This is a genomic window from Streptomyces albidoflavus (genome assembly GCF_000719955.1).
Taxonomy (GTDB): Bacteria; Actinomycetota; Actinomycetes; order Streptomycetales; family Streptomycetaceae; genus Streptomyces; species Streptomyces albidoflavus.
In genome coordinates, this window is the sequence record NZ_JOII01000028.1 from 36,400 (window position 1) to 63,360 (window position 26,961).

15 protein-coding genes are annotated in these 26,961 nt (G+C 70.7%); 13 read left to right on the forward strand and 2 right to left on the reverse strand.

Features of this window, described 5'->3' with window-relative positions; all coding sequences use genetic code 11:
• The first annotated feature begins 67 nt into the window (after window positions 1–67).
• The 10 genes from IF45_RS0124265 to IF45_RS34060 all read left to right on the forward strand — a co-directional run bounded on the left by IF45_RS0124265 (window position 68) and on the right by IF45_RS34060 (window position 23,940).
• The gene (locus IF45_RS0124265) at window positions 68–6,319 is read left to right on the forward strand and encodes a protein kinase domain-containing protein (protein WP_078842924.1); all 6,252 of its coding nucleotides are present in this window, start codon (window positions 68–70) and stop codon (window positions 6,317–6,319) included.
• A 44-nt stretch (window positions 6,320–6,363) separates the two neighbouring features.
• Window positions 6,364–9,273 (forward strand): DEAD/DEAH box helicase, encoded by a 2,910-nt coding sequence (locus IF45_RS0124270; protein ID WP_030309544.1) that lies wholly within the window; start codon window positions 6,364–6,366, stop codon window positions 9,271–9,273.
• Window positions 9,273–13,346, forward strand: coding sequence for an Eco57I restriction-modification methylase domain-containing protein (locus IF45_RS0124275; RefSeq protein WP_030309547.1), 4,074 nt, complete (start codon window positions 9,273–9,275; stop codon window positions 13,344–13,346). The genes IF45_RS0124270 and IF45_RS0124275 overlap by 1 nt, the downstream gene beginning before the upstream one ends.
• A gap of 185 nt (window positions 13,347–13,531) precedes the next feature.
• On the forward strand, window positions 13,532–15,001 hold the full coding sequence (locus IF45_RS0124280; RefSeq protein WP_129805412.1) for a hypothetical protein: 1,470 nt from the start codon (window positions 13,532–13,534) through the stop codon (window positions 14,999–15,001).
• Entirely contained in the window at window positions 14,998–15,645 is a 648-nt protein-coding gene (locus IF45_RS0124285; RefSeq protein WP_129805411.1) for a hypothetical protein, read from the forward strand. The genes IF45_RS0124280 and IF45_RS0124285 overlap by 4 nt, the downstream gene beginning before the upstream one ends.
• On the forward strand, window positions 15,642–17,738 hold the full coding sequence (locus tag IF45_RS0124290) for an Hsp70 family protein (RefSeq protein WP_037638474.1): 2,097 nt from the start codon (window positions 15,642–15,644) through the stop codon (window positions 17,736–17,738). The genes IF45_RS0124285 and IF45_RS0124290 overlap by 4 nt, the downstream gene beginning before the upstream one ends.
• A 2-nt stretch (window positions 17,739–17,740) precedes the next feature.
• Window positions 17,741–20,707 (forward strand): GTPase, encoded by a 2,967-nt coding sequence (locus tag IF45_RS0124295; RefSeq protein WP_030309555.1) that lies wholly within the window; start codon window positions 17,741–17,743, stop codon window positions 20,705–20,707.
• Entirely contained in the window at window positions 20,700–22,442 is a 1,743-nt protein-coding gene (locus IF45_RS0124300) for a GTPase (RefSeq protein WP_030309557.1), read from the forward strand. The genes IF45_RS0124295 and IF45_RS0124300 overlap by 8 nt, the downstream gene beginning before the upstream one ends.
• A 155-nt stretch (window positions 22,443–22,597) precedes the next feature.
• Window positions 22,598–23,107, forward strand: a complete 510-nt coding sequence (locus IF45_RS34055) for a hypothetical protein (protein ID WP_242534254.1) — start codon at window positions 22,598–22,600, stop codon at window positions 23,105–23,107.
• 200 nt (window positions 23,108–23,307) lie between these two features.
• A complete protein-coding gene (locus IF45_RS34060) occupies window positions 23,308–23,940 on the forward strand; it encodes an endonuclease domain-containing protein (protein WP_242534253.1) in 633 nt (210 codons plus the stop codon).
• A gap of 66 nt (window positions 23,941–24,006) precedes the next feature.
• On the opposite strand, the gene IF45_RS0124310 is transcribed toward IF45_RS34060, so the two are convergent.
• The gene (locus tag IF45_RS0124310) at window positions 24,007–24,192 is read right to left on the reverse strand and encodes a DUF397 domain-containing protein (protein WP_030309559.1); all 186 of its coding nucleotides are present in this window, start codon (window positions 24,190–24,192) and stop codon (window positions 24,007–24,009) included.
• Window positions 24,189–25,058 (reverse strand): helix-turn-helix domain-containing protein, encoded by an 870-nt coding sequence (locus tag IF45_RS0124315; RefSeq protein ID WP_107048051.1) that lies wholly within the window; start codon window positions 25,056–25,058, stop codon window positions 24,189–24,191. The genes IF45_RS0124310 and IF45_RS0124315 overlap by 4 nt, the downstream gene beginning before the upstream one ends.
• Window positions 25,059–25,227: 169 nt before the next feature.
• Between IF45_RS0124315 and IF45_RS0124320 the strand changes: the two genes are divergently transcribed.
• The 3 genes from IF45_RS0124320 (at window position 25,228) to IF45_RS0124330 (ending at window position 26,881) form a co-directional block, all read left to right on the forward strand.
• Entirely contained in the window at window positions 25,228–25,707 is a 480-nt protein-coding gene (locus tag IF45_RS0124320; protein WP_037638478.1) for an ATP-binding protein, read from the forward strand.
• A gap of 141 nt (window positions 25,708–25,848) precedes the next feature.
• The gene (locus tag IF45_RS0124325) at window positions 25,849–26,505 is read left to right on the forward strand and encodes a DUF433 domain-containing protein (protein WP_030026458.1); all 657 of its coding nucleotides are present in this window, start codon (window positions 25,849–25,851) and stop codon (window positions 26,503–26,505) included.
• A complete protein-coding gene (locus tag IF45_RS0124330) occupies window positions 26,495–26,881 on the forward strand; it encodes a PIN-like domain-containing protein (protein WP_030309566.1) in 387 nt (128 codons plus the stop codon). The genes IF45_RS0124325 and IF45_RS0124330 overlap by 11 nt, the downstream gene beginning before the upstream one ends.
• Window positions 26,882–26,961 lie beyond the last annotated feature (80 nt).

Here is a 26,961-nt window from a genome sequence, read left to right on the forward strand (position 1 = left end):
ATGGGCTGTGGCGACGGAGATGATCGCAGGGCGGTTCCGGCTTCTGGGGGCTGTGGACTCGGGCAACATGGGTGAGGTCCACAGAGCCGAGGATCTTGATGCCGCCCCGGGCGACGCCGACCGCGTCGTGGCGGTCAAGCTGATCCTCCGGCGCCGGTCCGGCCTGCGGATCGACACGCACGGCGACACCAAGACCGTGGAACGGTTCGCCCGCGAGGTGCGGATCATGCAGACCTTCGGCCGGCACCCCAACCTCCCGCGCACGATCGCCGGGGGTGTGGACGAGACGAACGGCGGCCTGCCCTACCTCGCGATGGAGTTCCTCGACGGCCACCCCCTCGCAGACCTGGTCGCCGACGAGCCGCAGCTGCCGATCTCCTGGGCCGCCGCCATCGCCGCGCAGATGGCGGAGGGGCTCAAGGCCGCACACGTCGAGGGCGTCGTGCACCGCGACCTCAAGCCCCGCAACGTCATGCTCACCCGCGGTGGCCTCGTGAAGGTCCTCGACTTCGGCATGGGCCGGATCGTCGACGACCCGGACGGCACCAAGCTCACCAGCACGGGCGTCACCGTCGGCACCGCCCGCTACATGGCACCCGAACAGTTCCAGGGCGGAGCCGTAACCCCGGCGGCGGACCTCTACGCCCTCGGCTGCGTCCTGTACGAGATGCTCCTCGGCGTACCGCCGTTCGTCGGCACCTCCGCGTACGAACTCGGCGAGAAGCACGTCCGTCAGGCACCGAACCCGGTCCGGCTGGTCCGGCACGACATCCCCGAGGCGCTCGCCCGCCTCGTCGACCGCCTCCTCGCCAAGGACCCGGCGGACCGCCCCGAGAGCGCCGCCGCCGTACGGGACGCCCTGCTGCCGTTCGTCGCGCCCGCCGAACCGCTGCCCGCCTGGCGCGAGTTCGACCCGGTGGGCCGCCTCCTCCAGGACCGGTCCGCGCTCTCCACGCCCACGGCGCGGCAGGCTCCGGACGACCAGCCGCCCGCCCAGACCCGCCCACACACGTCCGGTATGGACGTCTTCGGCGTCCACAGGGACCTGATCGACGAGTACCGCGCCTTCACCCAGGGCGGCACGATCATCCGTGACGAACGCGTCGCCGACTTCGTCCGGCGCGACCTCGACGCCAAGTCCCAGTGGCCCAACCCGTGGATCTCCCTCAACCCCTTCTTCGACTCCGCCGGCACCGTTGCCGAGCTCGCTTCGCAGGGCGTCCTCCACCCCGAGTGCGCGCGGATCTTCCAGGCGAAGAAGGCCAGGGGCGGCACCGTCTGCGACGGCCGCCCGCTCACCCTCCACCAGCACCAGCGCGAAGCCGTCGACGCCGCCCGGTCCGGGGCGTCCTACGTCCTCACCACCGGCACCGGCTCGGGCAAGTCCCTCTCCTACATCGTGCCCATCGTCGACAAGGTCCTCAGGGACCGGGAGACGGAGCCGAGAGGGACGGCCAAGAGAGTCCGCGCGATCATCGTCTACCCCATGAACGCCCTGGCCAACAGCCAGCTCAAGGAGCTGGAGAAGTACCTGAGGGACGGCTACGGCGCAGGACGCGAGCCCGTCACCTTCGCCCGCTACACCGGCCAGGAGGACGACGCCGCCCGCAGGGAGATCCGTGACAACCCGCCGGACATCCTGCTCACCAACTACGTGATGCTGGAGCTGATGCTCACCCGCCCCGACGACCGCGACAGCCTCGTCCGGATGGCCAAGGGCCTCGAATTCCTCGTCTTCGACGAACTCCACACCTACCGAGGCCGCCAGGGCGCCGACGTCGCCCTGCTCATCCGCCGTGTCCGCGAGGCGTGCCAGGCCGACCGTCTCCAGTGCGTCGGAACCTCCGCCACCATGTCCACCGAGGGCACGATCGACGAGCAGAAGAGCGTGGTCGCGGGCGTCGCCTCCAAGCTCTTCGGCACGAGGATCCGCACCGAGCACGTCATCGGCGAGACCCTGGTCCGCGCCACCGACCCGGCCCCCGACACCGTCCCTGCCGAGCGGCTGCGCACCACCGACGCGCCCCGTGCGTACGCGGACCTGGTCCGCGACCCGCTCGCCCGCTGGATCGAGACCCGCTTCGGCCTGGCCACCGACACCCTCACCGACCGCCTCGTCCGCCAGAAGCCCGCCAAGATCGAGGACGCGGCCGAGGACCTCGCCCGGGAGAGCGGCGTGTCCGTCGAGGACTGCGCCGCGGCTCTGCGCGCCACCCTGGAGGCCGGCTCGCAGGCCCGTCACCCCGTCACGGAACGCCCCCTCTTCGCCTTCCGCCTCCACCAGTTCCTCTCCAAGGGCGACACCGTCTACGTCACCCTGGAGGACCCGGAAAGCCGCCACCTCACCCGTGACTACCAGCAGGTGCAGCCCGGCACCGACGGCAAGCTCCTCATCCCGCTCGCCTTCTGCCGGGAGTGCGGCCAGGAGTACCTGACGGTGTGGCGCACCGAGAGGGACGGAGAGGTCCGCTACGAGTCCCGCCGCGACACCTCCGCCACGGGCGGCAGGGCCGGCGACGGCTACCTCTACGTCGGCCGCCCGTGGCCCCGCTCGCTCGACGAGGCCGTCGCCGAGCGCAAGCTGCCGGAGTCGTGGCTGGAGCTCGACGACCGTGGTCAGGAAGTCGTCAGGAAGTCGTACCGCGAGCGCGCGCCCCGCGCCGTGACCGTCGACCCCTATGGGTACGAGGGACGGGGCGACCTGGACGCCGCCTTCATCCCGGCCCCGTTCCGCTTCTGCATCCAGTGCTCGGTGTCCTACGAGCAGCCGCGTGGCAAGGACTTCGCGAAGCTCGCGACCCTCGACCAGGAAGGCCGGTCCTCCGCCACCTCCCTGGTGTCGGCGGCCGTCGTCCGCTCCCTCAAGGCCGTGCCCGAGGAAGCCCTCGACAAGGAGGCGCGCAAGCTCCTCACCTTCGTCGACAACCGCCAGGACGCCTCCCTCCAGGCCGGCCACTTCAACGACTTCGTCCAGATCACCCAGCTGCGCGGCGCGCTCTACCGGGCCGCCCTGGACGCCGGGGAAGAAGGCATCCACCACGAGGAGCTGGCCACCCGCGTGGCGAACGCCCTCGCCCTGGACCCCGTCGAGTACACCGGCCAGTCGGACCTGCCGCCCGCCCTCGCCCGCAACGCGGCCAAGACCCTGCGTGACGTCATCGCCTTCCGTCTCTACCTCGACCTGGAGAGCGGCTGGCGCATCACCATGCCGAACCTGGAGCGGACAGGTCTGCTGACGATCGACTACGCGGACCTCCAGTGGGTCGCCGAGCGTGACGAGCGCTGGCAGGACACGCATGCGGCGCTCCGCGGCGCCGACCCCGCCCTGCGCGCCGAGATCACGCGGACGCTCCTGGACGACATGCGCCGCGAACTCGCCATCGACGTCCAGTACTTCCGCGACGACTTCGACGCCCTCCAGCGTGCCAGCGAGGAACGCCTCATCGACCCGTGGGTCCTCGGCAGGTCCGACGCGCCCAGGGTCAAGACCGCCTACCCGCAGCCCTCCAGCCCCGGCATGGACCGGTCCGGGCACTTCCTCTCGGCCCGCGGCAAGTTCGGCAAGTACCTGCGCCGCACCGCACCCACGGTCTTCGACGTGCGCGACGGCGTGAAGCTGGACAACACCGACCTCCAGAAGGTCATCGTGGACCTGCTGAAGGTGCTCGCGAAGGCCGGCCTGGTCACCGAGGTCAGTGCCGCCCCCCAGCGCGCCGGCCGCTTCCGCGCGCCGACCGGTCCCGCCGCCACCGGCTACCGGATCTCCGCCGCCTCCCTCATCTGGCGGGCCGGCCCCGGCGAGTCCGGCGCCCACGACCCCCTCACCCGCACCTACGCCAGCGGCGACGGGCCGCGCGTCAACACCTTCTTCCGTGACCTCTACCGCAACGCCGCCGCCGAACTGTCCGGCCTGTTCGCCCGTGAGCACACCGCCCAGGTCGACCCCGCCGAGCGTGAGCGCCGCGAAGAAGCCTTCAGCAAGGCCGAACTGAAGCTTCTCTACTGCTCCCCGACCATGGAGCTGGGCGTCGACATCTCGTCCCTCAACGCGGTCATGATGCGCAACGTGCCGCCCACCCCGGCCAACTACGCACAGCGCAGCGGACGCGCCGGCCGGAGCGGCCAGCCCGCCCTCGTCACCACGTACTGCGCCACCGGCAACAGCCACGACCAGTACTACTTCCGTCGCTCCGAGCGCATGGTGGCGGGTGCCGTCGCCCCGCCGCGCCTCGACCTCGCCAACGAAGACCTCGTCCTCTCCCACCTCCAGGGCATCTGGCTCGCCGAGGCCGGGCTGAAGCTCGGCCGGGCCATTCCGCAGATCATCGACATCGCGTACGACGAGAGCCTGGGCCGCCCGAACCCGGCGCTCCACCTCCACGACGACCTGTACGCGGCCTCCCGCGACGCCGACGCGCAGGCCCGCACGGTGGCGGCGGCCCACCGGGTCCTCGGCCCGTTGCTTGCCGACTTCGCCAGGACCGTCTGGTGGGACGAGCGCTGGATCGAGGACCGTGTCCGCACCGCCCCCGACCGCTTCGACCGCGCCTTCGACCGCTGGCGAGACCTCTTCCGGGCCGCCCTCGTCGACCAGTACGTCCAGAACAAGCGGGTCCTCGACCACACCCTCACGGAAGGCGACCGGCGGCGCGCCGTCGCCCGCCGCAAGGAGGCCGAGACCCAGCTCAACCTCCTGAAGAACGAGACCCCGGACAGCCGGTCCGTCCTCTCCGACTTCAACCCCTACCGCTACCTCGCCTCCGAGGGCTTCCTGCCCGGCTACTCCTTCCCCCGCCTGCCGCTGGCCGCCTACATCCCGACCACCGGCCGTCGCCACGGCGACGGCGACTACCTCCAGCGCCCCCGTTTCCTCGCCATCCGCGAGTTCGGCCCCGGCGCGCTGATCTACCACGAGGGCGCTCGCTACCAGGTGACCCGCGTCCAGCTGCCCCCGGACTCCTCCGGTGACATCGCCACCACCGCGGCCACCCGCTGCAAGCACTGCGGCTACCACCACGATCCCGAGCAGCGCGCCGACGTCTGCGACATGTGCAAGGAGCCGCTCGGCGCCGCCGCCTACAACCTGCTGCACCTGCACACCGTCTACACCCAGCGCCGGGAGCGGATCTCCTCCGACGAGGAGGAGCGCCGCAGGGCCGGATTCCGGCTGGAGATCTCGTACCGCTTCCAGGACCACGGCATCCGCAAGGGCCGCCAGGACGCCCACGTCTCGGACCCGGCGGGCAGTCTCGCCACGATCTCGTACGGCGACTCGGCCACCGTCCGCATCACCAACAAGGGACGGCTGCGCGCCAAGGAGAACGAGCAGGACGGCTACTGGCTCGACCCCGCAAGCGGCCACTGGATGAACGAACGCGATGCCGCCGAGGCGTCCGGCGACTCCAGCGAGATGCCGGTCATCGACCCGGACGGCAACGAGAAGCGCCGCAGGAAGCGAGTCGTCCCCTTCGTCGAGGACCGCCGCAACATCCTCGTCGTCACCCTCGACGAGCCGCTGCCCGAACCCATCGCCCTCACTCTCATGTACGCCCTGGAGCGGGGCGTCGAGGCGGCGTTCGAGCTGGAGGACTCCGAGCTCACCAGCGAACTGCTCCCGCCCGACGACGGTCCCCGCAACCGCTTCCTGCTCACCGAGGCCGCGGAGGGCGGCGCCGGAGTCCTGCGCCGCCTCCAGGCCGAGCCCGGAGCGCTCGCCGTCGCCGCCCTCCGCGCCCTGGAGATCTGCCACTTCGACGAGCACGGAGTGGACCAGGCCAAGCAGCACTGCGCCCGCGGCTGCTACGACTGCCTGCTCACCTACGGCAACCAGCTCGACCACGCGGCCATCGACCGCCACACCGTCGTCCACCTGCTGCGCCGCCTCGCCTCCGCCGTGTCCGAGCCCGAAGGGCGGGGCGAGTCCCCGACGGAGCAGCACCGGCGGCTCGTCGAGGAGCTGGGGCGAACGGCCCCGAAGCTCGCCGACACGCCGGCCGACGACGCCGACGACATGGCGCACACTCCCCTGGAGCAGACCCTCGTCAACTGGCTCAGGGACCATGGCCTGCGCCTGCCCGACGAGGGCCAGACCCTCGTCGGCACCGCCCTCCCCGACTTCGTCTACCACCTGCCCGGAGTCAACCTCGCCGTCTTCGTCGACGGGCCGGACAGGGAGGAGGACGCCACCCGGGACGAGGACGCCGAGGAGCGCCTCTACGACGCCGGCTGGGGCGTCGTCCGCTTCCCAGCCGACCCCGCCGACTGGGACGCCGTCGTCGCCCGCCACGCCCGCTACTTCGGCGGCCCCGCCGCCTCCTGACCACGGAACCGACCGACCACCCGAGGACCCCGAGGACTCACCCGATGACGCTCACCTACTCCGCCGGTTCCCTGGTCACCGCCCGAGGCCGCGAATGGGTCGTGCTCCCCGAGAGCGCCCCCGACATGCTCGTCCTGCGCCCGCTCGGCGGTTCCGACGACGACATCGCCGCCGTCTTCCCCGCCTTCGAGGACGTCAGAGGCGCCGAGTTCGCCCCGCCGTCCGCCGCCGACCTCGGCGACCACCGCGCCGCCGGGCTGCTGCGCTCCGCCCTCCGCATCGGCTTCCGCTCCGGAGCCGGCCCCTTCCGTTCCCTCGCCGGCATCGCCGTCGAACCCCGCGCCTACCAGCTCGTCCCGCTCCTCATGGCGCTGCGGCAGAGCACCGTACGGCTCCTCATCTCCGACGACGTCGGTATCGGCAAGACCGTCGAGGCCGGCCTCATCGCGAGCGAACTCCTCGCCCAGGGCGAGGCACGCGGCCTTGCCGTCCTTTGCTCACCGGCCCTCGCCGAGCAGTGGCAGGAGGAGCTGCGCACCAAGTTCGGCCTCGATGCCGAACTCGTCCTCGCCTCCACCGTCTCCCGCCTGGAGCGCGGCCTGGACCTGGGGCAGTCGCTCTTCGACAAGTACCCCCACGTCATCGTCTCCACCGACTTCATCAAGTCCACCCGCCACCGCGACGACTTCGTCAAGCACTGCCCCGACCTGGTGATCGTCGACGAGGCTCACACCTGCGTCGTCGCCGACGACACCACCTCCACGCAGAACCAGCTCCGCTACGAGCTGCTGCGCCGCGTAGCCGAGGACGCCGAGCGTCACCTGCTCCTCGTGACCGCCACCCCGCACAGCGGCAAGGAGTCCGCCTTCCGCAACCTTCTCGGCCTGGTCAGGCCCGAACTGGCAGGCACGGACCTGGACTCCGACCGGGGCCGACGACTCCTCGCCCAGCACTTCGTCCAGCGCAAGCGCGCCGACGTACGCCAGTACCTGACGACCGAGGACGGCCTCGGCGACGACAGCCTGGCCGAGCGGACCGCGTTCCCGTCCGACCGCTTCTTCAAGGACGAGACCTACAAGCTTTCACCGGCCTACCGCGCCCTCCTCGACGACGCCATCGCCTATGCGAGCGAGCGCGTCGAGGCCGCCGGCAGCCAGGGCAAGCGCGAGGCCCGTATCGCCTGGTGGTCCGCGATCGCCCTGCTCCGCTCCCTCGTCTCCTCCCCGCGCGCCGCCGCCCAGACCCTCCGTACGCGCTCCGCCGCCGCGGCCGCCGCCAGCGCCGAGGAAGCCGACCGCTTCGGCGCGCCCCTCACCCGTGACGCGGCCGACAGCGACAGCCTGGAGGGCATGGACGTGGCCCCCGGCGCCGAGACCGACGACGCGGGCGCCCGCCTCGCCGAACTCGCCGACCGGGCCGCCGCCCTGGAGGGCCCGGAAGGCGACCTCAAGCTGAAGGCCCTGGTCAAGCACCTCAAGGCGCTGCTCGCCGACGGCTACCACCCGATCGTCTTCTGCCGCTACATCCCCACCGCCGAGTACGTCGCCGAGCACCTGGGCGGCAAGCTCGGCAAGAAGACCGTCTTCCGCGCCGTCACCGGCACCCTCTCGCCCCAGCAGCGCATCGAGCGGATCGAGGAGCTGGCGGAGGAGGCCGGGCAGGACCCCGCCGCCCGCCGCGTCCTCGTCGCCACCGACTGCCTCTCCGAGGGCGTCAACCTCCAGCACCACTTCGACGCCGTCGTCCACTACGACCTCGCCTGGAACCCCACCCGCCACGACCAGCGCGAGGGCCGCGTCGACCGCTACGGGCAGCAGCGCGACGAGGTCCGGGTCATCACCCTGTACGGCAGCGACAACGGCATCGACGGCAAGGTCCTCGACGTCCTCATCAAGAAGCACCGCCAGATCAAGAAGGACCTCGGCATCTCCGTCTCCGTCCCCGACGAGACCTCCTCCGGCGTCACCGACGCCATCGTGGAGTGGCTGCTGCTGCGCGGCCGGGAGGGCGAGCAGGGCACCCTCTTCGAGGCAGACTCCTTCCAGCAGAGCTTCGCCGACCTGGAGGCCGACTGGAAGTCCGCCGCCGAACGCGAGACCCGCTCCCGCTCCCGGTTCGCCCAGCGCTCCATCCACCCGGAGGAGGTCGCCCGCGAGGTCCTCGCCATCCGCGACACCCTCGGCCGCGCCGACGAGGTGAACGACTTCGTACGGACCTCCCTCGCGGCCCTGGAAGCCCACCTGGTGGAGGCGGGCGACGGCTCCGGCGACTTCACCGCCGAGGTCAGCGGCACCTCCGCCGGCCTGCGCGACGCCCTCGCCCCCGTCGTCGGAGCCACCGCCGTCGAAGGCGCCCGCCCCATCCCGTTCCGTACGACCTCGGCCGTGGCCCGGGGCGAGGCCGCCCTCGTCCGCACCGACCCCGTCGTCGGTGCCATCGCCGCCCACGTCCTGAACTCCGCCCTCGACAGCCAGGCCGACGGCCGCCGCCCGGCCCGCCGCTGTGGTGTCGTCGCCACCCGCGCCGTCGACACCCGCACGACCCTGCTCCTCGTCCGCTACCGCTTCCACCTCACGCTGCCCTCCCGGCAGGGGGAGAAGCAGCTCGTCGCCGAGGACGCCCGCCTCCTCGCCTTCCAGGGCTCCCCGAAGAACGCCGTGTGGCTGCCCGAGGACCAGGCCCATGCCCTCCTCACTGCCCAGGCCGCCGACAGCGTCGACCCCGACCACGGCGAGGCCATGGTGACCCGCGTCCTCGGCCAGCTCCCCGCCGTCACCGACCACCTCGAGCAGTTCGGCGGCACCCTCGCCACCGAACTCCACGAGTCCCACCGGCGCGTCCGCCGCGCCTCCGACGAGATCGTCCGGGGCCTGCGGGTCACCGCCCAGAAGCCGGCCGACGTCCTCGGCGTCTACGTCTACCTGCCCGCCGCGTCCGGAGAGGCCGCCGTCTGATGTCCGCCACCACCCGCAACCAGGTCTTCTCCGCCGTCCACACCGTCGGCGGCCTGCTCCCCGCTGACATGCTGCTCCGCATCGCCGACGGCAAGGACGTCAAGGGCTCCGCTCCCGCCGACTACCAGGTCATCGGCGCCCGCTCCGTACGCGACGAGGCCGAACGCCACTGGGACTACCTGAAGTCCGTCTGGCGCGAACTGCGCGAGAAACTGCCGGTCGCCCCGGACGCCGAGACCCCTGCCGACCCGACCGGCCTGGCCGTCTCCCAGTGGCTGGAACCGCTCTTCGCCGAGCTGGGCTTCGGCCGCCTGACCCCGATCGGTGCCACCGGCATCCCGGCGGACAGCGACCCCGACCGCGTCTTCCCCATCAGCCACCGCTGGAACCATGCCCTCCTCCACATGACGGCCTGGAACGCCGACCTGGACAAGCGCACCGGCGGCGCGGGCACGGTCCCGCCCCAGTCCCTCGTCCAGGAGTGCCTGAACCGCACCGAGGCCCACCTGTGGGGCGTCCTCACCAACGGCCGCCGGCTCCGGATCCTGCGCGACTCCAGCGCGCTCGCCACCGCTTCGTACGTCGAGTTCGACCTCGAAGCCATCTTCGACGGCGAACTCTTCAGCGACTTCGTGCTCCTGTACCGCCTGTTGCACGTCTCCCGCTTCGCGGTGGCGGAGGGCGCGGCGCCGTCCGCCTGCTGGCTGGAGAAGTGGCGTACGGAGGCGATCGCGTCGGGCACGCGGGCCCTGGACCAGCTCCGCAAGGGCGTCCAGGAGGCCATCACCACCCTGGGCACGGGCTTCCTGCGCCATCCGGCGAACACGGCCCTGCGCGAGGACACGGACGTCAAGGCCCTCCACGGCGCGCTGCTGCGGCTCGTTTATCGCCTGCTGTTCGTCTTCGTGGCGGAAGACCGCGATGTCCTGCACGGCAAGGAGGCGACGGAGCAGGCGCGGGAGCGTTATGCGTCGTACTTCTCCTCGGCTCGCCTGCGCGCCCACGCCCGTCGCCGCCGGGGCACCGCCCACGGCGACCTCTACCAGGCCCTCCGGATCGTCCTGGACGCCCTCGGCGACGAGAACGGCCGCCCGGAACTGGGCCTGCCGGGCCTCGGCGGCATCTTCGACGAGACGGAGACGGACGCCCCACTGAAGGGCCTGTCCCTCTCGAACGAGTACCTCCTCACGGCCGTACGCCACCTCTCCCAGGTCCGGGACGCGGGCTCGCGGCGGTGGCGCACGGTCGACTACCGCCACCTGGACGCCGAGGAACTGGGCTCGATCTACGAGTCCCTGCTCGAACTGGTCCCGCAGCACAGCGCGGCCGACCGCAACTTCGAACTGGTGGAGCTGGCCGGCAACACGAGGAAGACGACGGGCTCGTACTACACCCCGTCCTCGCTCATCGAGTGCCTGTTGGACTCCGCCCTGGACCCGGTCCTGGACGACGCGGTCAAGCGCGGCGAGCAGACGGCGAGCGCGGCGGGTGACCCGGACCCGTCGGACGCGATCGTCCGCGAACTCCTTTCCCTCACGGTCTGCGACCCGGCCTGCGGCTCGGGCCACTTCCTGGTGGCGGCGTCGCGGCGGATCGCGAAGCGGGTGGCGGCGGTACGGGAACGTAACCCGGAGCCCACGCTTGAGGCCGTCCGCCACGCGCTGCACGAGGTCGTGGCGCGATGTGTCTACGGCGTCGACCTCAACCCGATGGCCGTCGAATTGGCCAAGGTGTCGCTGTGGCTGGAGGCCCTGGAACCGGGCAAGCCGCTGGGCTTCCTGGACGCCCACGTGAAGCACGGCAACGCGCTGATCGGAGCGACGCCGAAGCTGCTGCGTGGCGGGATTCCGGACGAGGCGTTCATCGCGACGGAGGGCGACGACAAGAAGCAGGCCAAGTCGCTGGAGAAGATGAACGCCGAGGAGCGGAAGGGCCAGTTCACCCTCTTTGACATGGAGGACGAGGGCGTGAAGGTCGCGAACACGACCCTCGCGGCCGGCATGCGCCGGATCACCCATGCCCCCTCAGGCAACCTGCGTGAGGTCCGGGGCCAGGCAGCGGCCTACGAACAGTGGGAGAAGTCCTCCGACTACCTCAACGCCCTCCACCTCGCCGACGCCTGGTGCGCGGCCTTCATGTGGCTGAAGACCCCGGAGGCTCCCAGGGCGGTCACCCACGGTGTCTTCCGCTCCCTGGAGGACCCGGACGCGTCCAGCGCCTCGAAGGCCACCCACGACGAGATCGTGCGCCTGCGGGAGCAGTACCACTTCTTCCACTGGCACCTGGAGTTCCCGGAGGTGTTCTCCGTTCCGGACGGGGTTGTCACGGGGACGGTGGACGAGGCGACGGGCTGGGCGGGCGGCTTCGACTGCGTGCTCGGGAATCCGCCGTGGGACAGCGTGGAGCTGAAGGAACAGGAGTTCTTCGCGCAGCGCGCCCCGGAGATCGCCGCCATCTCGAACGCGAGCGCCCGCAAGAAGCAGATCACCAAGCTCCAGGACGACCCGGACACGCTGGAGCTGTACGGCGAGTACGCGGCGGCGAAGCGGGCCGTCTACGCGGAGAGCCACTTCCTGCGCCGGTCGAAGCGGGTGCCGCTGACGGGCCAGGGCAACCTGAACCTGTACGCGGTGTTCGCGGAGACGGACCGGATACTGATGGGGGAGCGGGGCCGCGTCGGCGTCATCGTGCCGACGGGCATCGCGACGGACGCGCGGACGCAGTACTTCTTCAAGAACCTGGTGCAGAAGGGCTCGATTGCGGCGCTGTACGACTTCGAGAACAGGGCCGGCCTGTTCCCGGACGTGGACTCCCGTATGAAGTTCAGCATCCTGTCCCTGACGGGCCGGGCACTGCGCGAGCCTGCCGCTCGGTTCGCCTTCTTCCTCCACGACCCGGCGGAGTTGGACGAGGCGGACAAGGCGTTCACGCTCACACCGGAGGAGATCACCCTTCTCAACCCGAACACGGGCACGTGCCCGGTGTTCCGCTCCCGCCGCGACGCCGAGATCACCTTGGGTATCTACCGCCGTGTCCCGATCCTGATCAAGGGAGACGACCCGAAGGGTAACCCGTGGGGCGTGTCGTTCCTGAGGATGTTCGACATGTCCCACGACTCGCACCTCTTCCACACCCGCGAGGACCTGGAGTCTGAGGAGTGGCACCTCAGCGGCAACGTCTTCGCCAAGAGGGAAGCCAGGATGCTGCCCCTGTACGAAGCCAAGATGGTTGACTTCTACAACCATCGCGCGGCAGACGTCGTGAGAAGCGAAACGGCTGCCCAGCGCCAGAACCAGCCGGAGTACTTGAACGAGGAAGCGTGGAAGGATCGCATGCGCTCCGTCATTCCCAACAACTGGGTTGCCGAGCCTGAGGTTCGAGACAAGCTAGACAACAGGGGATGGCGCCAGAAGTGGCATCTGGGGTGGAGAGACGTGACGAGCTCCACTAACGAGCGCACTGTCATTGTGAGCGTTATCCCTGATTCGGCCGCTGCCAATAGCCTTCCCGTGTCCATCGTCAGTGAGGGGCTGACGAGTCGAGTGGCGGAACTTCTCGCCTGCCTCAGTTCGTATGTTCTGGACTACGCGGCTCGACTCAAGGTCGGCGGTGTCCACCTGAACTTCTTCATCTGTAACCAGTTCCCCGTCCTTGCTCCAGGGGATCTGGTTGAGCACGCGGCGTTCATCAGGCAGCGAGTGGCTGAGCTCACCTGCACCGCCGACGACCTGACTCCTTTCGCCCGCGACCTCGGCGACATCGGCGCCCCCTTCATCTGGAACGAAGACCGCCGCACCGTCATCCGAGCCGAGCTCGACGCCCTCTTCTTCCACCTCTACGGGATCAACCGGGACGACGTCGACTACATCCTCGACACCTTCCCCATCGTCAAGCGGAAGGACGAGGCCAAGTACGGCACCTACCGCACCAAGGACCTCATCCTCGCCGAGTACGACCGTATGGCGGCGGCCGGCGTCAGCCTGACCACGCCCCTCGTGGACGGCGAGAACTACACCTCCACCCTCACCCCGCCCCCGGGCCATGGCCCCCGCCACGAAGGAACCGGAGAGTGACGAGTCCGCCGCCGGCCGGCGGCGCAGGGCAGTCGGTGCCCAGGTCGCGGACCGCGGCGGTCGCACGGGAGCGGGAGCGGCTGAGGGCGCTCAGGGAGCGCAGAGATGCCCAGAGCGCGGACTCGGGGATCGACGGGTTCACCGTACGCAGATGGCGGAAGGTGGGGGTGCTCGGAGCCCAGGCGGTGACGCGAGCCCACACCATGCTCCGGCAACTCGCCGACCTCGCCCACGAAGCCGCGCACGACGCACTCGCCGACGCGCTGCGCGACGAGCCGGACGACCGGCTGCTGCCCGCTGTCCGGGCCGTCCTTGAACGGGCCGACCCGGCCGCGGTCGCCGCGACGCTCACGGAGGTTCACGCGGGCGGCTTCCTCTGGCTGTCCGAAGTCGGGGAGCAACGGCTCACCGCGCTGACGGCTGGCGATGACAGGCTCACTGTCCCCGGGAGCGAGGACCCCTCCGGGGCGTTCGCTCTCCTCGCCGCGTTCGCGGCGGAGAGTACGGCCGCCTTCCCGTCCCGGATGCTGCCGCGGGTGCTCCCCTGGATACCGCTGAGCGTCCTCGACGACCTGATCGACGCCGGAGTGGTCGGCCCCGAGCACCAGCCCTGGCAGTACCGGGCCGAGGAGACGGATCACGCGTACCTCAAGGCCCGGCTGGTCCCCGACCAGGTGACCGCCGAGCAGGCGACCGCGCTGGAATGGACGGCCCGGGAGCGGCGGAACGCCTTCCTCGCCGGGGGTGAGCCGCTGCCCTCGGCCGGTGACGTCTACGACCTCCTGGAGCGGGTCGCCGACGGCGACGCCTCGGTCGTGAAGGAGCTGGAACGGGAGCTGCCACGTGACCTGGTGCTCCGACTGCGCCGGCTCCTGGACGGGGTCGCGGTCGGCAACTGGGACCGGGACATATGGGAGGACCAGGGGTTGTGGCGGCTCATTTTCGCTCTGTGGGAGCCCAAGGCGGCCGTCAACCCGTCGCGCTCGCCGCTGCACGCACTCATGGCCCTGCGTCAGGCCTACGACCTGCTGTGCATGAACGACCTCGCACGTGCCTCCGCTCAGATCGACAAGCTGGTGACGTACGAGGCCGCCGACCCGGCCTGCCGGGCCGAGGCCCTCAACTTCCACGCGTACACGCTGCTGCTCCAAGAGGAACTCGATGCGGCGGCCCTGGTCCTGGAGGGCATCCGCGACGCGCACGAGCGGGCCGAGTCCAACCTTCGTATGCTCCGCCGGCGTCAAGCGGTTCAGCGCAACGACAGACCGGCGGCCTCCAACCCCTATCTCGACCTCGGGCTGCCGCACGGCGCACCGAGCTGGACGACCCGGTACCGGGACCTCCGCCGGGAGCATGTGCGTGATGTGGACATGAGCGCGCAGCTCAACAGCGCGATGAAACGCATCAGGGACGCCGAGCGTGACGAGGACTGGTCTGGCTTCTTCGTGCTGCCGCTCGACCTGGACGTGTTCGAGCTTCCGGACGAGGTGCCGGTCACGTTGGTCCCGCCCCTGACCCCCCTGACCAGGCGAACGGCATCTCACTCTCCCGAAGGCCTGGGGCTCGTGCGGCAGCGGGCGGTGGCGGATCTGCTGCCCCACCTACTCAACGCGCCCCGGCGCCCCGATCGCAACGCAAGGACGCACACACCGTGAAGAAGGTGCCCCGCAGCCAGCGGAAGACCCTGGTGAGCCCCAAGCGGGTTCCTCCCAAGGGAAACAACGGCCTCAAGCATCGTAAAGAGAAGCGGCGAGCGGAGGCGGACGCCCCTGTCGCTTCTCCCCGGGCTTCCCAGCAACATTCCGCGGACTCCCCGCGCACCTACCGCCCCGAGGAACTGCTCAGCCCCCACATGCTGCTCGCACGTTTCACCGAGCGGGCGACCGAGCTCCTGGCCGCTGTCCCGGAAGAGGAGAGGCCGACGCAGACCGCTGTGGCGGCTGCCCTGCGCCAGGCTGTTCTGGAGGCGTTCCGCTCCCGGGAGGAGTACGTGGCCCGGATGGTCGAGGTCGATCTGCTCGCCGGCGCGCCCAAGCAGAACGCCAACTCGCTGCGGAGGGGCATCCGTGCCGCCCTGCTGGACCAGGGAGTGCGGTGCGTGGACGCGCCTGACGGCGAGCACGAGCTCTTCGTGGTGGTGGAAGGCGACGGTGAGGCGTTCGAGGTGCTGCGCCCGGCCTATGTGGACCAGGCCACCGGGAAACTGGTGCTCGCCGGGCAGCTGCGCCGCCTGCCCGGCCCGGACGGAGCAGGCTACTCAGCCGGGGGCGACGACGCCGCGAACGGGGAGGGCGTGTGACCGCGACCGGGATCGATTTCGGTACCACCAACTCCGTGGTGGCCCAATGGCTGGGCGATGACGTCGACGTGCTGTCACTGGACGCCCACCACATCGACGCCGACTGGCGTCACCCCGGCTTCGAGTACCTCTTCCCGTCGGTGGTGGGCATGAGCTCACTGCGCCGGGGAGCGTTGTTCGGCTGGGAGGCCAAGCTCCGCTCCGAAGAGGCGGCCGAGGCCTGCAAACGACTGCTCAAGAGCGACGAGTACGTCACGATCCACGGCCGCAGGTTCGCGGCCACGACGGTGGCGGCCGGTGTCTTCCAGGCCATGCGCAAGGGAGCGGAGCACAACCTCACCGCCATCGACCAGGCCGTGATCACCGTGCCCGCCAACGCCACGGGCGCCGCCCGCTACCGCACGCGCGCCGCCGCGCGGTTCGCCGGCATCGAGGTCCTGGCGCTGCTCAACGAGCCGACGGCGGCAGCGATCTCGTACGTGCACGAGCTGCGAGAGGCTCGAACCATCCTGGTCTTCGACTGGGGTGGCGGCACCATCGACGTCACCGTGCTCGACTACCAGGACGGGTTCTTCGAGGAGCTCGCTTCACGGGGCGTGACCGAGCTGGGGGGCCTGGAGATCGATCGTCGCCTGCGTGACCTCGTCCTCGAACGGGCTCCGGCGCGATCGGCGTGGACGCCCGCGCAGGAGCGGCAGTTCGGGCTGGACGTGGAGCGCAGCAAGATCCGCCTGTCCTCCGAGGAGTCCGTCACCATCAGGACTCCGGACGGCGACACCGTCGAGGTGTGGCAGGGGGAGTTGGAGGACGCAATCACCGACCTCGTGGACCGCGCTCTCGCGCCGGTTCAGCAGTGTCTCACCGACCTCCACATGGCTCCTCTGGACGTGGACGCGGTGCTGATGATCGGTGGCACGAGCCAGATCCCGAGTGTGCGGGCCGCGGTCGCCGAGGTCATGCAGCAGCAGCCCGTCGAGGTCGATCTGTGCGATCCCATGACTGCGGTCGCCCGCGGCGCCTCCATCGCGGCAGCCGTGCTGTCGGGGGAGGCTGATGGCGTGATCCAGGTGGCGACGAGTCACGCCCTGGGCACGGTCGTCACGGACGACACCGGACAGCGGGCGTTCAGCCAGATCATCCCGCGCAACTCACCCCTGCCGTGGAAGGAGCGCAAGAGCTACACGCCTCGCCGGGACAACGCACGCAGCCTTGCCGTGGAGATCTGGGAAGGAGACCCCGACCGTCCCCTCGACCACGCTGACAACGTGCAGCTGACGGACCTCCGCCTCACCTACCAGAATCCCCGGGCCCGCGAGGACTCCCGCTTCCTGCTGGAGTACACGTACGACACCAACGGGCTCCTGCACGTCAAGGCGACCCTTGAGCGCACCGGCGAGGAAGTGCTGAACGAGGAGATCAAGAGCTTCAGCTCCGGTGGTCCGACGCCGGCCGTGCGCAAGGAACTCGATGATCTGCTCGCGGGCAACACGGTCACCACGCTCCTGCCGACGCAGACGCGGAGGCGATCCGCGGGCTCGGCTTCCAAGGCGCTCGTGGTCGACGGCTCCAACCTGGCGTGGATCGGCAGGTCGCCCCGACGACCCGGTGTATACGGCAGGGACGACCGGCCGTCCTACGCCCAACTGCTGTCCGCGCGCGACGCCCTGGCATCGCGGTATCCCGATGCCGTGCTCCACGTGGTCGTCGACGCCACCTTCCGGCACAAGGTCGCGGAGGAGGAACGCGCCGCGGTGGACTCGGCGCTCGCCACAGGGAACCTCATCCAGCCCCCGGCCGGAACCGAGGGCAAGGGCGACGCGCTGGTCACGGCGATCGCGCAGGACACGGACGGAATCGTCGTCACCAACGACAACTACACCGAACTGCAAGGCAGGTACCCCTGGTTGCGGGACAAGGAGCGGGTGCTCGGGGCCACCCTGACCCAGGTCATGTGGGTGTTCACGCCGCGCACCTGCGTACCACCCCGTCATCGGATCGTACGAGCGGAGACGTTCCAGCAGTCGCGGGCCCTGATTCCTCCGAGCCCACATCCACTGCCCGAGTTCAGGTACCACCGCCCTCACGAGGAGTAGTGATGACTGGCGGGGCGGTGAACGACAGGACGAGCCTCAGAGCCGAGATGCTGGCGCTGCTGCTCGAGCCGTTGGGGGTGGATGCCATGGTCGGACCGGCCGCACTCCAGCGATTCGCCAAGGAGGTGGACGCGGTCGCCCAGGCGCGCGGGTGTGCCGGCCTGCCGCCGTCCGGGAGCACGCTTCCGTGGGTGTCCGACGCGGTGGCGGCGTGCGTCGAGGAGCACGAGCTGGCCCGCCTGACAATGGCTGGGGGCCGGGCTCCGGCGCCGGACGGGGGCAGATCTCTCCGGGAACTGAAGCGGCTGGAAGGGTTGCGGACTCATCTCCAGGCGCTGGAGGGCGTGCCGGTGGAAGCGCTTCGGGCGGACGCCGCGGCGGTGGCGGCCGCGGAACGGCTGCTGCCCGAAGTCCTGGAGCCGTGCCGTCGTGCGGACCGGGAATGGCCGGAGGAGATCTGGCGCTCGATCCGTGAGATCGACATCGAACCCGCGCTGGCCGACCTGAGCCGTCGACGAGGAGGCCGGAAGGCGGCGGAGGCGCGCGAGCTCGTGCTCAGGCACAGTGCCGCGGCGGCCCGGGATCTACGGAACGGGGATCTGGTGCCGCTGCTGGAGAAGGCGCGGGACTTCGTCGCAGCGGAGGAGTCGTACGAGGCGGTCCTGTCCGAGCGGCCGCAGTGGTGGCGCTGGCTCGCACCGGACGCGCGGTTCGGGTTCAGATCGGAGCGGCGCGCCGCCCTGCTCTGGGCGATCGAGGCCCGTGACACCGGTGCCGTGTCCGGAAGTACGGTGGACATGCTCGCGGACGACAGCGTGCGGGCGGTGATCGAGCACGGGCTCGCGACGGCGCCCGTGAACACGGCCGTGTCTCCGGCCGCGCCCGCCGCGAGCTCGGCCGCACGGCTCACGGCGGGGCTGCTGGCGGTCGCCTCCCGGACCGACGTCAACGAACTGCGGGCGTTCGAGTCCTGGTACACGAAGAACGTCGAGTCGTTCGACCGCGTGGCGGCGGCCATGGACCTGTGGCGAACCGAACCGAATCTCCGCGAGGCCCTCGGGGCCCTGGTCGGCGAACTCGCGTCCGGGGCGGTGGACACGAGCCGGTCGGCCTACCGCGACATCCAGACCGCTCTCCGGGAGGAGGCCGAGGCCCGTCCTTCGCGAGCGCCGTACTCCGCGCACGCGATCGAGAGCGAGGACCTCGTCGGGGTCATCCGCCGCATCGGAGCGCTCGAACGCGAACTGCGCGATGCCGTACGGGTCATGCCCACGGCGAGAGGCAGGCTGCGCGTGGCCATCGCCGGAAGGACCAAGTCCGGGAAGACCACGCTGCGCAAAGCGCTGACCCGTGAGGCGGACCGGACCGGGATCGGGCGAGGGGCGCACCGCACCACGCGGGAGACCTCCGCGTTCCACGTCGGCTCTGTGACGTACCTTGACACGCCCGGCGTCGCCGCGAAGGACGACGACCTCGACGCCACGCGTGCTCGGGCCGCGTGCGACAGCGCCGACGCGGTGATATGGAACTACGCCGACACGCTACGTGAGGAGGAGTCCGCCGAGCTCCAGCGACTCCTCCTCACGGGCAAACCTCTGCTCGCTGTCGTCAATGTGAAGGGAAAGGTCGACGAACCGCACCGTCTTGAACGCTTCGCCAAGGATCCGGAGAGAGAGTTCGCGTCGGCGACGGGTCACACGGTTCGGATCGAGCAGGTCTCCGCAGCGGTCGGCGTCACGTCGCCCGTCGTCCTCCCGGTCCACTCCGGTGCCGCGCACGAAGCGTTGTCCACAGCGGACCGCGAGCTGGGGGACAGGGCCCTTCGGGCGAGCAGGTTGCCCGAGCTGGAGCAGTCCCTCACCCGGCTCCTGGCCGAGCGTGCGATTCCGCTTCGTGCGGTTCGCCTGGCCGAGGACGTGCGGGCGCCGCTCGCGGCGTTCCACGACCGGCTGATCGAGGAACTCCCCGGGATCGATCTCGCGCTTGCCGAACTCGCATGCTCGACGCCGCGTGACCGGGCAGAGTCGCTGGAAGCCTTCCGGACAGCGGGCCGGGACACGCGTGACCTACTCGAAGCCGAGCGCCACCGCGCCAAGGAGCGGGTGTCGGAGGTGGTTCGGGACCTGGGCGGCGTGGCTGACGCGCAGCGGTGGAGCGACTTCGTCACCGGTTTGGACCTGGAGGGTCTTCTCTCCGGTCTCGGGGACACGTTCGAGCAGGAGGCGCGGAAACGGGGGATGCTTCTGCGCGTGCGGGCGAGCGCCACGGACCATCAGGACGACGCGCAGCCGCGTGTACGACCGCGTCCTGATCTGAAGGAGCAGGCCGCGAGCCTGGGCGCGGCGGCCGTCAAGGGGGCGGCGACGGCCCTTCTGAGCTCCGTCGCCGCCAAGGGGATCCCTAAGAAGCTCGCGGTCCCTCCTCCCGCGGCGACGTTGGTCTACGCGGTGGAGGGCCTGGCCGGAGCGGCGAAAGCGGTGAGCGGTGAGGTTGCCCGCGCGCGGCGGGCGAAGGACGGGTGGACCAGCACGACCACGACCGAGGCTGAGGCCTGCCTCGATGACCTGTTCGACGGACTTGTGGCATGGTCGGCTCGTATCACCGATGACGCGACGGCTCAGATCGATGCCCGGTTCGAGGCGCGGTCCGCAGACATCAGGGTCACGCGGGAGCGGTTCGAGCGACTCTGCGGGCTGCGGACGGCCGTGCGGTCCGCCCTCGACGCGATCGACCTCGTCCTGGCGCGCCGGCTCCTGGCTCTCGCGGGAGGGGACCCGGCGGCGATCCGTCGGGCACGTCGGACACCGGGAGTCGAACTTCGTGTCTGGGCCGACGCGTCCCGCGTCGCGGGCGTGCGGTCGTGTCTGCGGGACCAGTTCGTGGACGTCCTCACCGAACGGATCGAGATCCGCGCGGATCTCGGATGGCTCGGCACCCTCGAAGGAACCGAAGGGAACACAGATGGCTGACGGTGGTCCGGTCGACGCGCCCACGATCGACGGGCGCCGAAGCGCTCTCGTACTCGCGCTGGCCGCACGTGCCGAAGAGGTCCTGGGCGCTCACCCTCGCACTCGCGCCCTGACCACGAGCCTGCCTCGTGCGGACACGAGCCCGCTGCGGATCGCACTGCTGGGCCCGTACAGCGCGGGGAAGTCCACGCTCGTCGCGGCACTGCTCCGGCTCCCGTCGGCCGACATCGTCGATCTCGTCGACGCGGCGCCCAAGACGCACGAGGCGACGTCGTACGAGTGGAACGGAGCGACGCTGGTCGACCTGCCCGGGACGCTGTCGGGTGTCGACGGGCACGCCGATGCGGCGCGGGGCGGCGTTCGTGGTGCGGACGCGCTGATGATCGTGACAACGAGCGAACTGCCGGGCGAAGCAGAGACCAGGACGATTCTGCGGGCTCTCGACGCTGACGGGTTCGCTGACCGGAGTGTGGTCGTCGTCAACAAGATGAACGCCGAGAACAGCGATCGCGATGTCGTCCTCGACGAGATCCGCGGGCGCCTCGGGCCTTTCGCCGACCGCGTCCCGATCGTCCCCACCGACGCACGCGACTACATCGACGCGCTCCATGACCCCACTCTCCCGCCCGATCAGCGACAGTGGCTTGTCGCGGAGAGCGGTATCGACGCTCTGGCGGCCGAGTTGCGGAGAATGACCGCGCCAGGTGTCAGCGGTGTCCGGCCCGAGGCTCAGGCCTTCGAACTCCTTCGAGTGCTGGCGGACGCCGAGCGGCAGTGGGTGCTGGACGGCGAGGAACTCGATGCCGCGGAGAGCGCGAAGAAGGTCGAGGAGTCGATCTACCGGACGAAGGAGCGTGCGCTGAGCGCCCTGTTGAGAGGTAGTGAAGTCGTCGCTTCCAGAATCACGACGGCCGGAGACCGGGCCGCTGCCGGCGTCTCGGAGAAGGACGGGGTCGTCCCCGACCGCGTCACTCGTGCCGTCCAGGAGCAACTGGAGCGTGCGAGCAATGAGTTCGACGCGAGCTTCTCTTCGTCGGTGAGGACGGCGTTCGACGCGCTGGTCGCCGAGTACGGAACCGGTGTGCCCGAGCCTGAATCCTGGGGGAACGACCTCGAAGCACGCGAGACGACGTTCGACGGGTCCCCGGATGGCACGCCACCGTTGACACAGGGGGTCAAGGAAGCGGCGAAGAAGGCCGCGAAGGTGGGTACCGAGAAGGCGGGCGAGTGGATCGGGAAGATCGCGGACGGCGGTATCGGGCCGGGAAGCGCGGCCTCCGCCGTCGTGGAAAAGCTCAGCAAGAACCGGGTGGGCCGGAAGATTCTCGACGCCGGAGGGAAAGTCACCAACGGCGCGGAGAAGTTCAAACCGTGGGGCAAGACCAAGGCGGCCGGCAAGGTAGCCGGTACGGCCCGCAAGGTGCAGTGGGTGCTGGCAGTCACGGGGCCGTTGATGGACCTGACGAGCGTCGCGCAGGACCAGAGCAAGTGGATGGCGCTCAACAAACGGCGGAAGCAGATCAAGGATCACTTCGACGAGAAAGCGCGCGAACAGCGGACCGCTCTCACCGATGCCGGTGAGCGGTACCTGAGCGAGTGGATCACCGAGGTGGAACGGTCGCTCAGCGGTCTCACGAAGCGGGGCTCGGACATCAAAGCCGAGCGTGAAGCGGCCCTGACGGCGATCAAGGGCCTCCGCGACGAGGCCGAGAAGCTGGTCGGGCCGACCCGCTGACCTGACGGACCGTGGTCCCGGCGGTGAACGCGCCCCGTGACCACGGCCGCCGGGACAGGCGCTCAGGTTCCGATGCGAACCCCGCTGACCGCGACCAGGTGTCCCGGCCGGGGCGCTCGGACCCGTCGGCGTGTTGGCGCCGTTAGCCTGTCGGTATGACGGAGCGTGTCGTGCCCGGCCGTACGGACAGCCTGATCACCCTGGACGCCGCCGACGCGCTGTGGGTCGGGCTGACGGCCGGCGGTGCCGTGCCGACGGCTTCCGGGGCGTTCACCCGCTCGCCCGCCCGTGCCCGGACGGGGTACGTCCTGCTCGGGAGCCGCGTGGTCGCGACGGTCAGGGTGGGCGGCGGTCGGTGGGGCGTCGCGGAGCGCGAGGTGCGCCGGGCGGCCGCGGAACTGAACGCGGTGGTCATGGATCGGCGGGACCTGGTCCGCGTCGGCCCGTTCCGCGGAGCGCCGGAGCCGGAGCGCGACGAGGAGACGCCGTTGCGCTGGCGGTGGCGCGTCGCGGGGGAACTGGGGGAGCCGGGCGGCTCCGGGCGCGGGACACGGCACGAGGACGGCCGGCCGTGTCATCTGGCGGGGATCGACTGGCGACGGCTACTCGTGGAGCACGCTCCCGACGGGACCCGGCGGACGTGTGGCTGCCGCGCGGGGTGGTGAGGCTGCTCGACGCGGCCGAGCACGCCGAGACGCGGTGGCTGCGAGCCGCGCGGACCCGTGAGACGGGTACGGCCGTGGCCGAGCCGCCCTCCCGCCCTCGGCGGGCCGGGGACGCAGACGGGCGGCGCGCGACGAGCCCTGAGGGCCCCGCCGCCTCACCGCGCCCGTACGGTAAGGAATTCGAAGGCCAGTTGTACTCGGTGCTCAGCAGGAAGCCTGGCATCGCCAGGAAGGTGGCCGAGTGGGTGTGCGCCGTCTGCGGCGGCGCGCCCGCCGCAGTGCTCGACCACTGCCACGAGCACGGCTACGTCCGCGCCCCCGTCTGCCAGTCCTGCAACACGCGGGAACGCCCCGATCATCTGTACGCCAACGACGTCCGCGTCGCGAACCGCTACACCCGCCTCTTCCACACCGACGCCGACGACTGGCTTCGCCACTGGCACCGCTGCACCGGCTGCCGCGCGCGTACCACCCTGCCGCTGCCGCACCTCGCCGCGTGGACCGCTTTCATAGCCTGCCGGCCGCTGCGCCCGACCCACCGGGCCCCGCGCGGGCGCGAGCCCTGCGGCACCCTGCGCGTGTCCTGGGCGGGTAGTCAGAATGCGCCCCGGTCCTGCCTGTTCACGGTCACGGTCGATTTCTGCCCCGCCGGCGAGCACCGTGTCCTGGCGCGGGTCCCCTACCGTGAGGCCGCCGAGCGGTTCCGTGGCTGGCTCGCCGAGACGGCCCCCGCCGTGGCCGCCGCGTCCGGCCCCGACCGCCTGGACGGCCTCCCCGCCCAGCCCCGGCCGGTCGTCGTGGACCCCGGCGGCGAGGGCCTGGGACTGTTCTGAGCCGAAGAGCCGCCCGCCGCGTACGGCGACGGGCGGCTCCCGCGTGACACCGGGCGGGCGTGCCGCTCAGTCCTCCGCCGCGTACCGCACGAACCGCGTCCAGCCCTCACGGCCGACCGCGAACGGCCGGCGCTCCACGTCCTTGGAGTCCCGGATATGGACGGCCCGCGGGGTGACGGCGACCTCGACGCAGTCGTCGCCCTGGCTGCCGCTGTAGCTGGACTTGAACCAGGCGAGTCCGGTCGTACTCATAGCTCTCCTCGCAGACGCTCCAACAGGCCCCGCGACTCCTTGGGGTTGAGGGCCTGTGAGCGCAGTGTGTCATAGCGCTGGTGGAGCAGACTCACCTCTTTCGGGTCGGAGATCAGCCGCCCGTTCTGCTGCCCCTCGGAGTACCCGAGCCGCCGCCCATCCGGGGTCTCGAGAAGCCGCACAGGCCCGTCCAGGCACGCGTGCAAACCCGCGTCCAGGGGGATGACCTGCAACGTCACGTTGCGCGGCGCGCTCGCCTCCAACACGTGATCCAGAAGCTCCCGCATCTCCTCCGTGTCGCCGAACCGGCGCCGGAAGACGTGCTCTTCCACGATGAAACTGAACGGCACAGTCGGCCGCTCCCGCAACATCCTCTGGCGTTTCTGCCGCGCGGCGAGCTGTACGTCCAGCTTTCGATCGGTCAGCAACGGGATGGTGCCCTCGAACACCGCCCGCGCGTACGCCTCCGACTGCAGCAGCCCCGGCACGAGCCGACACTCGTACGTGTACAGGCTGACCGCCACCTTCTCAAGGCGTGCCCATCGCCGGAACCACACCGCGAGACCCGCCTCGGCGCGAGTGAGGAACGGGGCGGACCTCCGCAGCGCCCCCGTGTTCCCCAGGGCCCCTTCCCCTCGCTCGACGAACGCCTCGTCCGGCATCCGCCGCCCCAACTCCACCGATTCCACCGTGTGCTTGGAGAACCGGACGATCTCCGCGAACTCGGCCCTGCTGAGCCCCGAGTGCTCCCGCAGGGCCTGGACGACGGCCCCGAAGGTCCGCAGGCTGTCCGACGGATCGGGCTCCCGGCCCTGCTCGTCCGTCTCGTCCGCCCCGTCCGTCACGATCTCGACGTCCTCAGCCACCCGCGGCCACCTCCCGACGCACCTGTACCTCGACCGCCGACCCGGCGATCGACAGCACTCAGCGTGACGCGTACGCCCCCGTACCGTCTACCGCATGTGCCCGTACGCTGACGCAGCGTACGGGTCTCGCTCCTGGCGCGTGCTCCCGCGCCCCCGCCACGCTGGCCTCATGTACGCGATCACGCCCCACCAGCACTCCACCGTACGGACGTTCGCCCAGCAGCTGTCCTCGACCCGTCGCGGTGCCCGCCTCGCCCGCCTGCTCGTCGCCGAGCGGCTGACGGCCTGGGAGGTGTCACCCAGCGTGGCCGAACGGGCGGTACAGATCACCGCCGAACTCGCGGCCAACGCCGTCCTGCACGGCCGTGTCCAGGGCCGTGACTTCCGGGTCGCCCTCACCTGCGCGGCGGCGTCCGGCGGTGTCCGCATCGAGGTCACCGACCCGCGCGGCGAACGGCTTCCCACCCCATCGCCAGGCGCCGGAGGCATCCCCTCCGACACCGCGTCGGGCCGAGGGCTCCTCCTGGTCGCCGCCCTGGCCGACCGTTGGGGCGTGGAGCCGTACCCGCCGAGCGGCAAGACGGCGTGGGCCGAGATCGGGCCGGGCGGTGCCGCCCGAAGTCACGAACCCGGACCCCCAACCCGTTGATCGCCTCGACCGTGGCCGTCCGGTGTACTCCGACAGCCGACCACCGACGAGCAGCCCGGGGGAGGGTGCGCACAGAGCCGCGCGGGCAGGCTCGGTGTGGAAGGATTCGAGTATCCGAGGACGGCCGGGAGGAGGGCAGCCATGATCGACAGGTTCACGGACGGGCTTCTCACACCCGCCGAGACGTCGTCCTACCTCCAGATTCCCTCCTCCACCCTGCACAGCTGGCTCCAGGGGAGGGCGGCCGGAGCGCCGCTCGTCCACAGTGTCGAGCCCGTGCGTCGAGGACAGCCCTCGGTGCCGTTCGTGGCGGTGGCCGAGGCGTACGTCCTGCGGTCGCTGCGGGACCTCGGGCTCAGGATGAGCGAGATCAGGGAGGCTGCCGGGGCGGTGCGGGCGGCCTTCGACACGCCGTATGGCCTTGTCTCCCGGCGCATCGCCACGGACGGCGTGGACATCTTCATCGAGCACGCCCCCGACGACCTGCGCAGGGCCCGTGACGGGCAGGCGCCGATCCGGGAGGTCGTCGCGGACTACCTGCGCTACCTGTCCTGGGACGCGGGGGACGATTTCCCGTCCAGTCTCCGGCTGCGGCAGTACCCGGCCTCCGTGCCGGTCGTGATCGACCCCCGGTTCGGGCACGGCCTGCCGGTGATCGAGGCCAACCGGGTGCCGGTGAAGGCGCTGACCGACCTGTGGGAAGCCGGCGAGTCCGTCGAGGACATCGCGTACGAGTACGACATGGAGCCGGAGCAGGTGGACGCGGTCCGCCAGGCTGTGGTGCGCCTTGCCGCCTGAGTTCTTCCTCGACCGCAACCTCGGACGGCGCGTCGCCGAGGAACTGCGTGCCCGTGGATGGACCGTGCACAGGATCGGCGAGGTCTTCGTGGGCGACGCCCAGGACGTACCGGACGAGGAGTGGATCCTCCACGGGCTCGCCCAGGGGTGGGTGCCTCTGTCGAAAGACGGGCGGATCAAGACACGCGACCGCGAGATTCGGCCGGTCCACGAGCACGCGGCCGTACTCTTCTATCTGGACAACCAACAGCTCCGCAGCCTGGAGATGGTCGAGCGTCTCCACATCTGCCGCGAGGCGATCCACCGGGCGGTCGAAAGGGGCGGCCCCGCCGCCTATGCCGTCCGAGCGGACCGTATCGAGCGCACCTGGCCTTGACTCTCGCACCGCCCCCGCCACCCCCTCCGGGTGGCCGCCCCCACGCCGGGCGGTGCGCCGCGCGTCCATGCCGACTCACA

Excerpts from the sequence above, each read along its gene's own strand:
- IF45_RS0124265 (WP_078842924.1), top strand. The coding sequence starts at position 68 with ATGGGTGAGGTCCACAGAGCCGAGGATCTTGATGCCGCCCCGGGCGAC.
- IF45_RS0124270 (WP_030309544.1), top strand. The coding sequence starts at position 6,364 with ATGACGCTCACCTACTCCGCCGGTTCCCTGGTCACCGCCCGAGGCCGC.
- IF45_RS0124275 (WP_030309547.1), top strand. The coding sequence starts at position 9,273 with ATGTCCGCCACCACCCGCAACCAGGTCTTCTCCGCCGTCCACACCGTC.
- IF45_RS0124295 (WP_030309555.1), top strand. The coding sequence starts at position 17,741 with ATGACTGGCGGGGCGGTGAACGACAGGACGAGCCTCAGAGCCGAGATG.
- IF45_RS0124300 (WP_030309557.1), top strand. The coding sequence starts at position 20,700 with ATGGCTGACGGTGGTCCGGTCGACGCGCCCACGATCGACGGGCGCCGA.
- IF45_RS34055 (WP_242534254.1), top strand. The coding sequence starts at position 22,598 with ATGACGGAGCGTGTCGTGCCCGGCCGTACGGACAGCCTGATCACCCTG.
- IF45_RS0124310 (WP_030309559.1), bottom strand. The coding sequence starts at position 24,192 with ATGAGTACGACCGGACTCGCCTGGTTCAAGTCCAGCTACAGCGGCAGC.
- IF45_RS0124320 (WP_037638478.1), top strand. The coding sequence starts at position 25,228 with ATGTACGCGATCACGCCCCACCAGCACTCCACCGTACGGACGTTCGCC.
- IF45_RS0124325 (WP_030026458.1), top strand. The coding sequence starts at position 25,849 with ATGATCGACAGGTTCACGGACGGGCTTCTCACACCCGCCGAGACGTCG.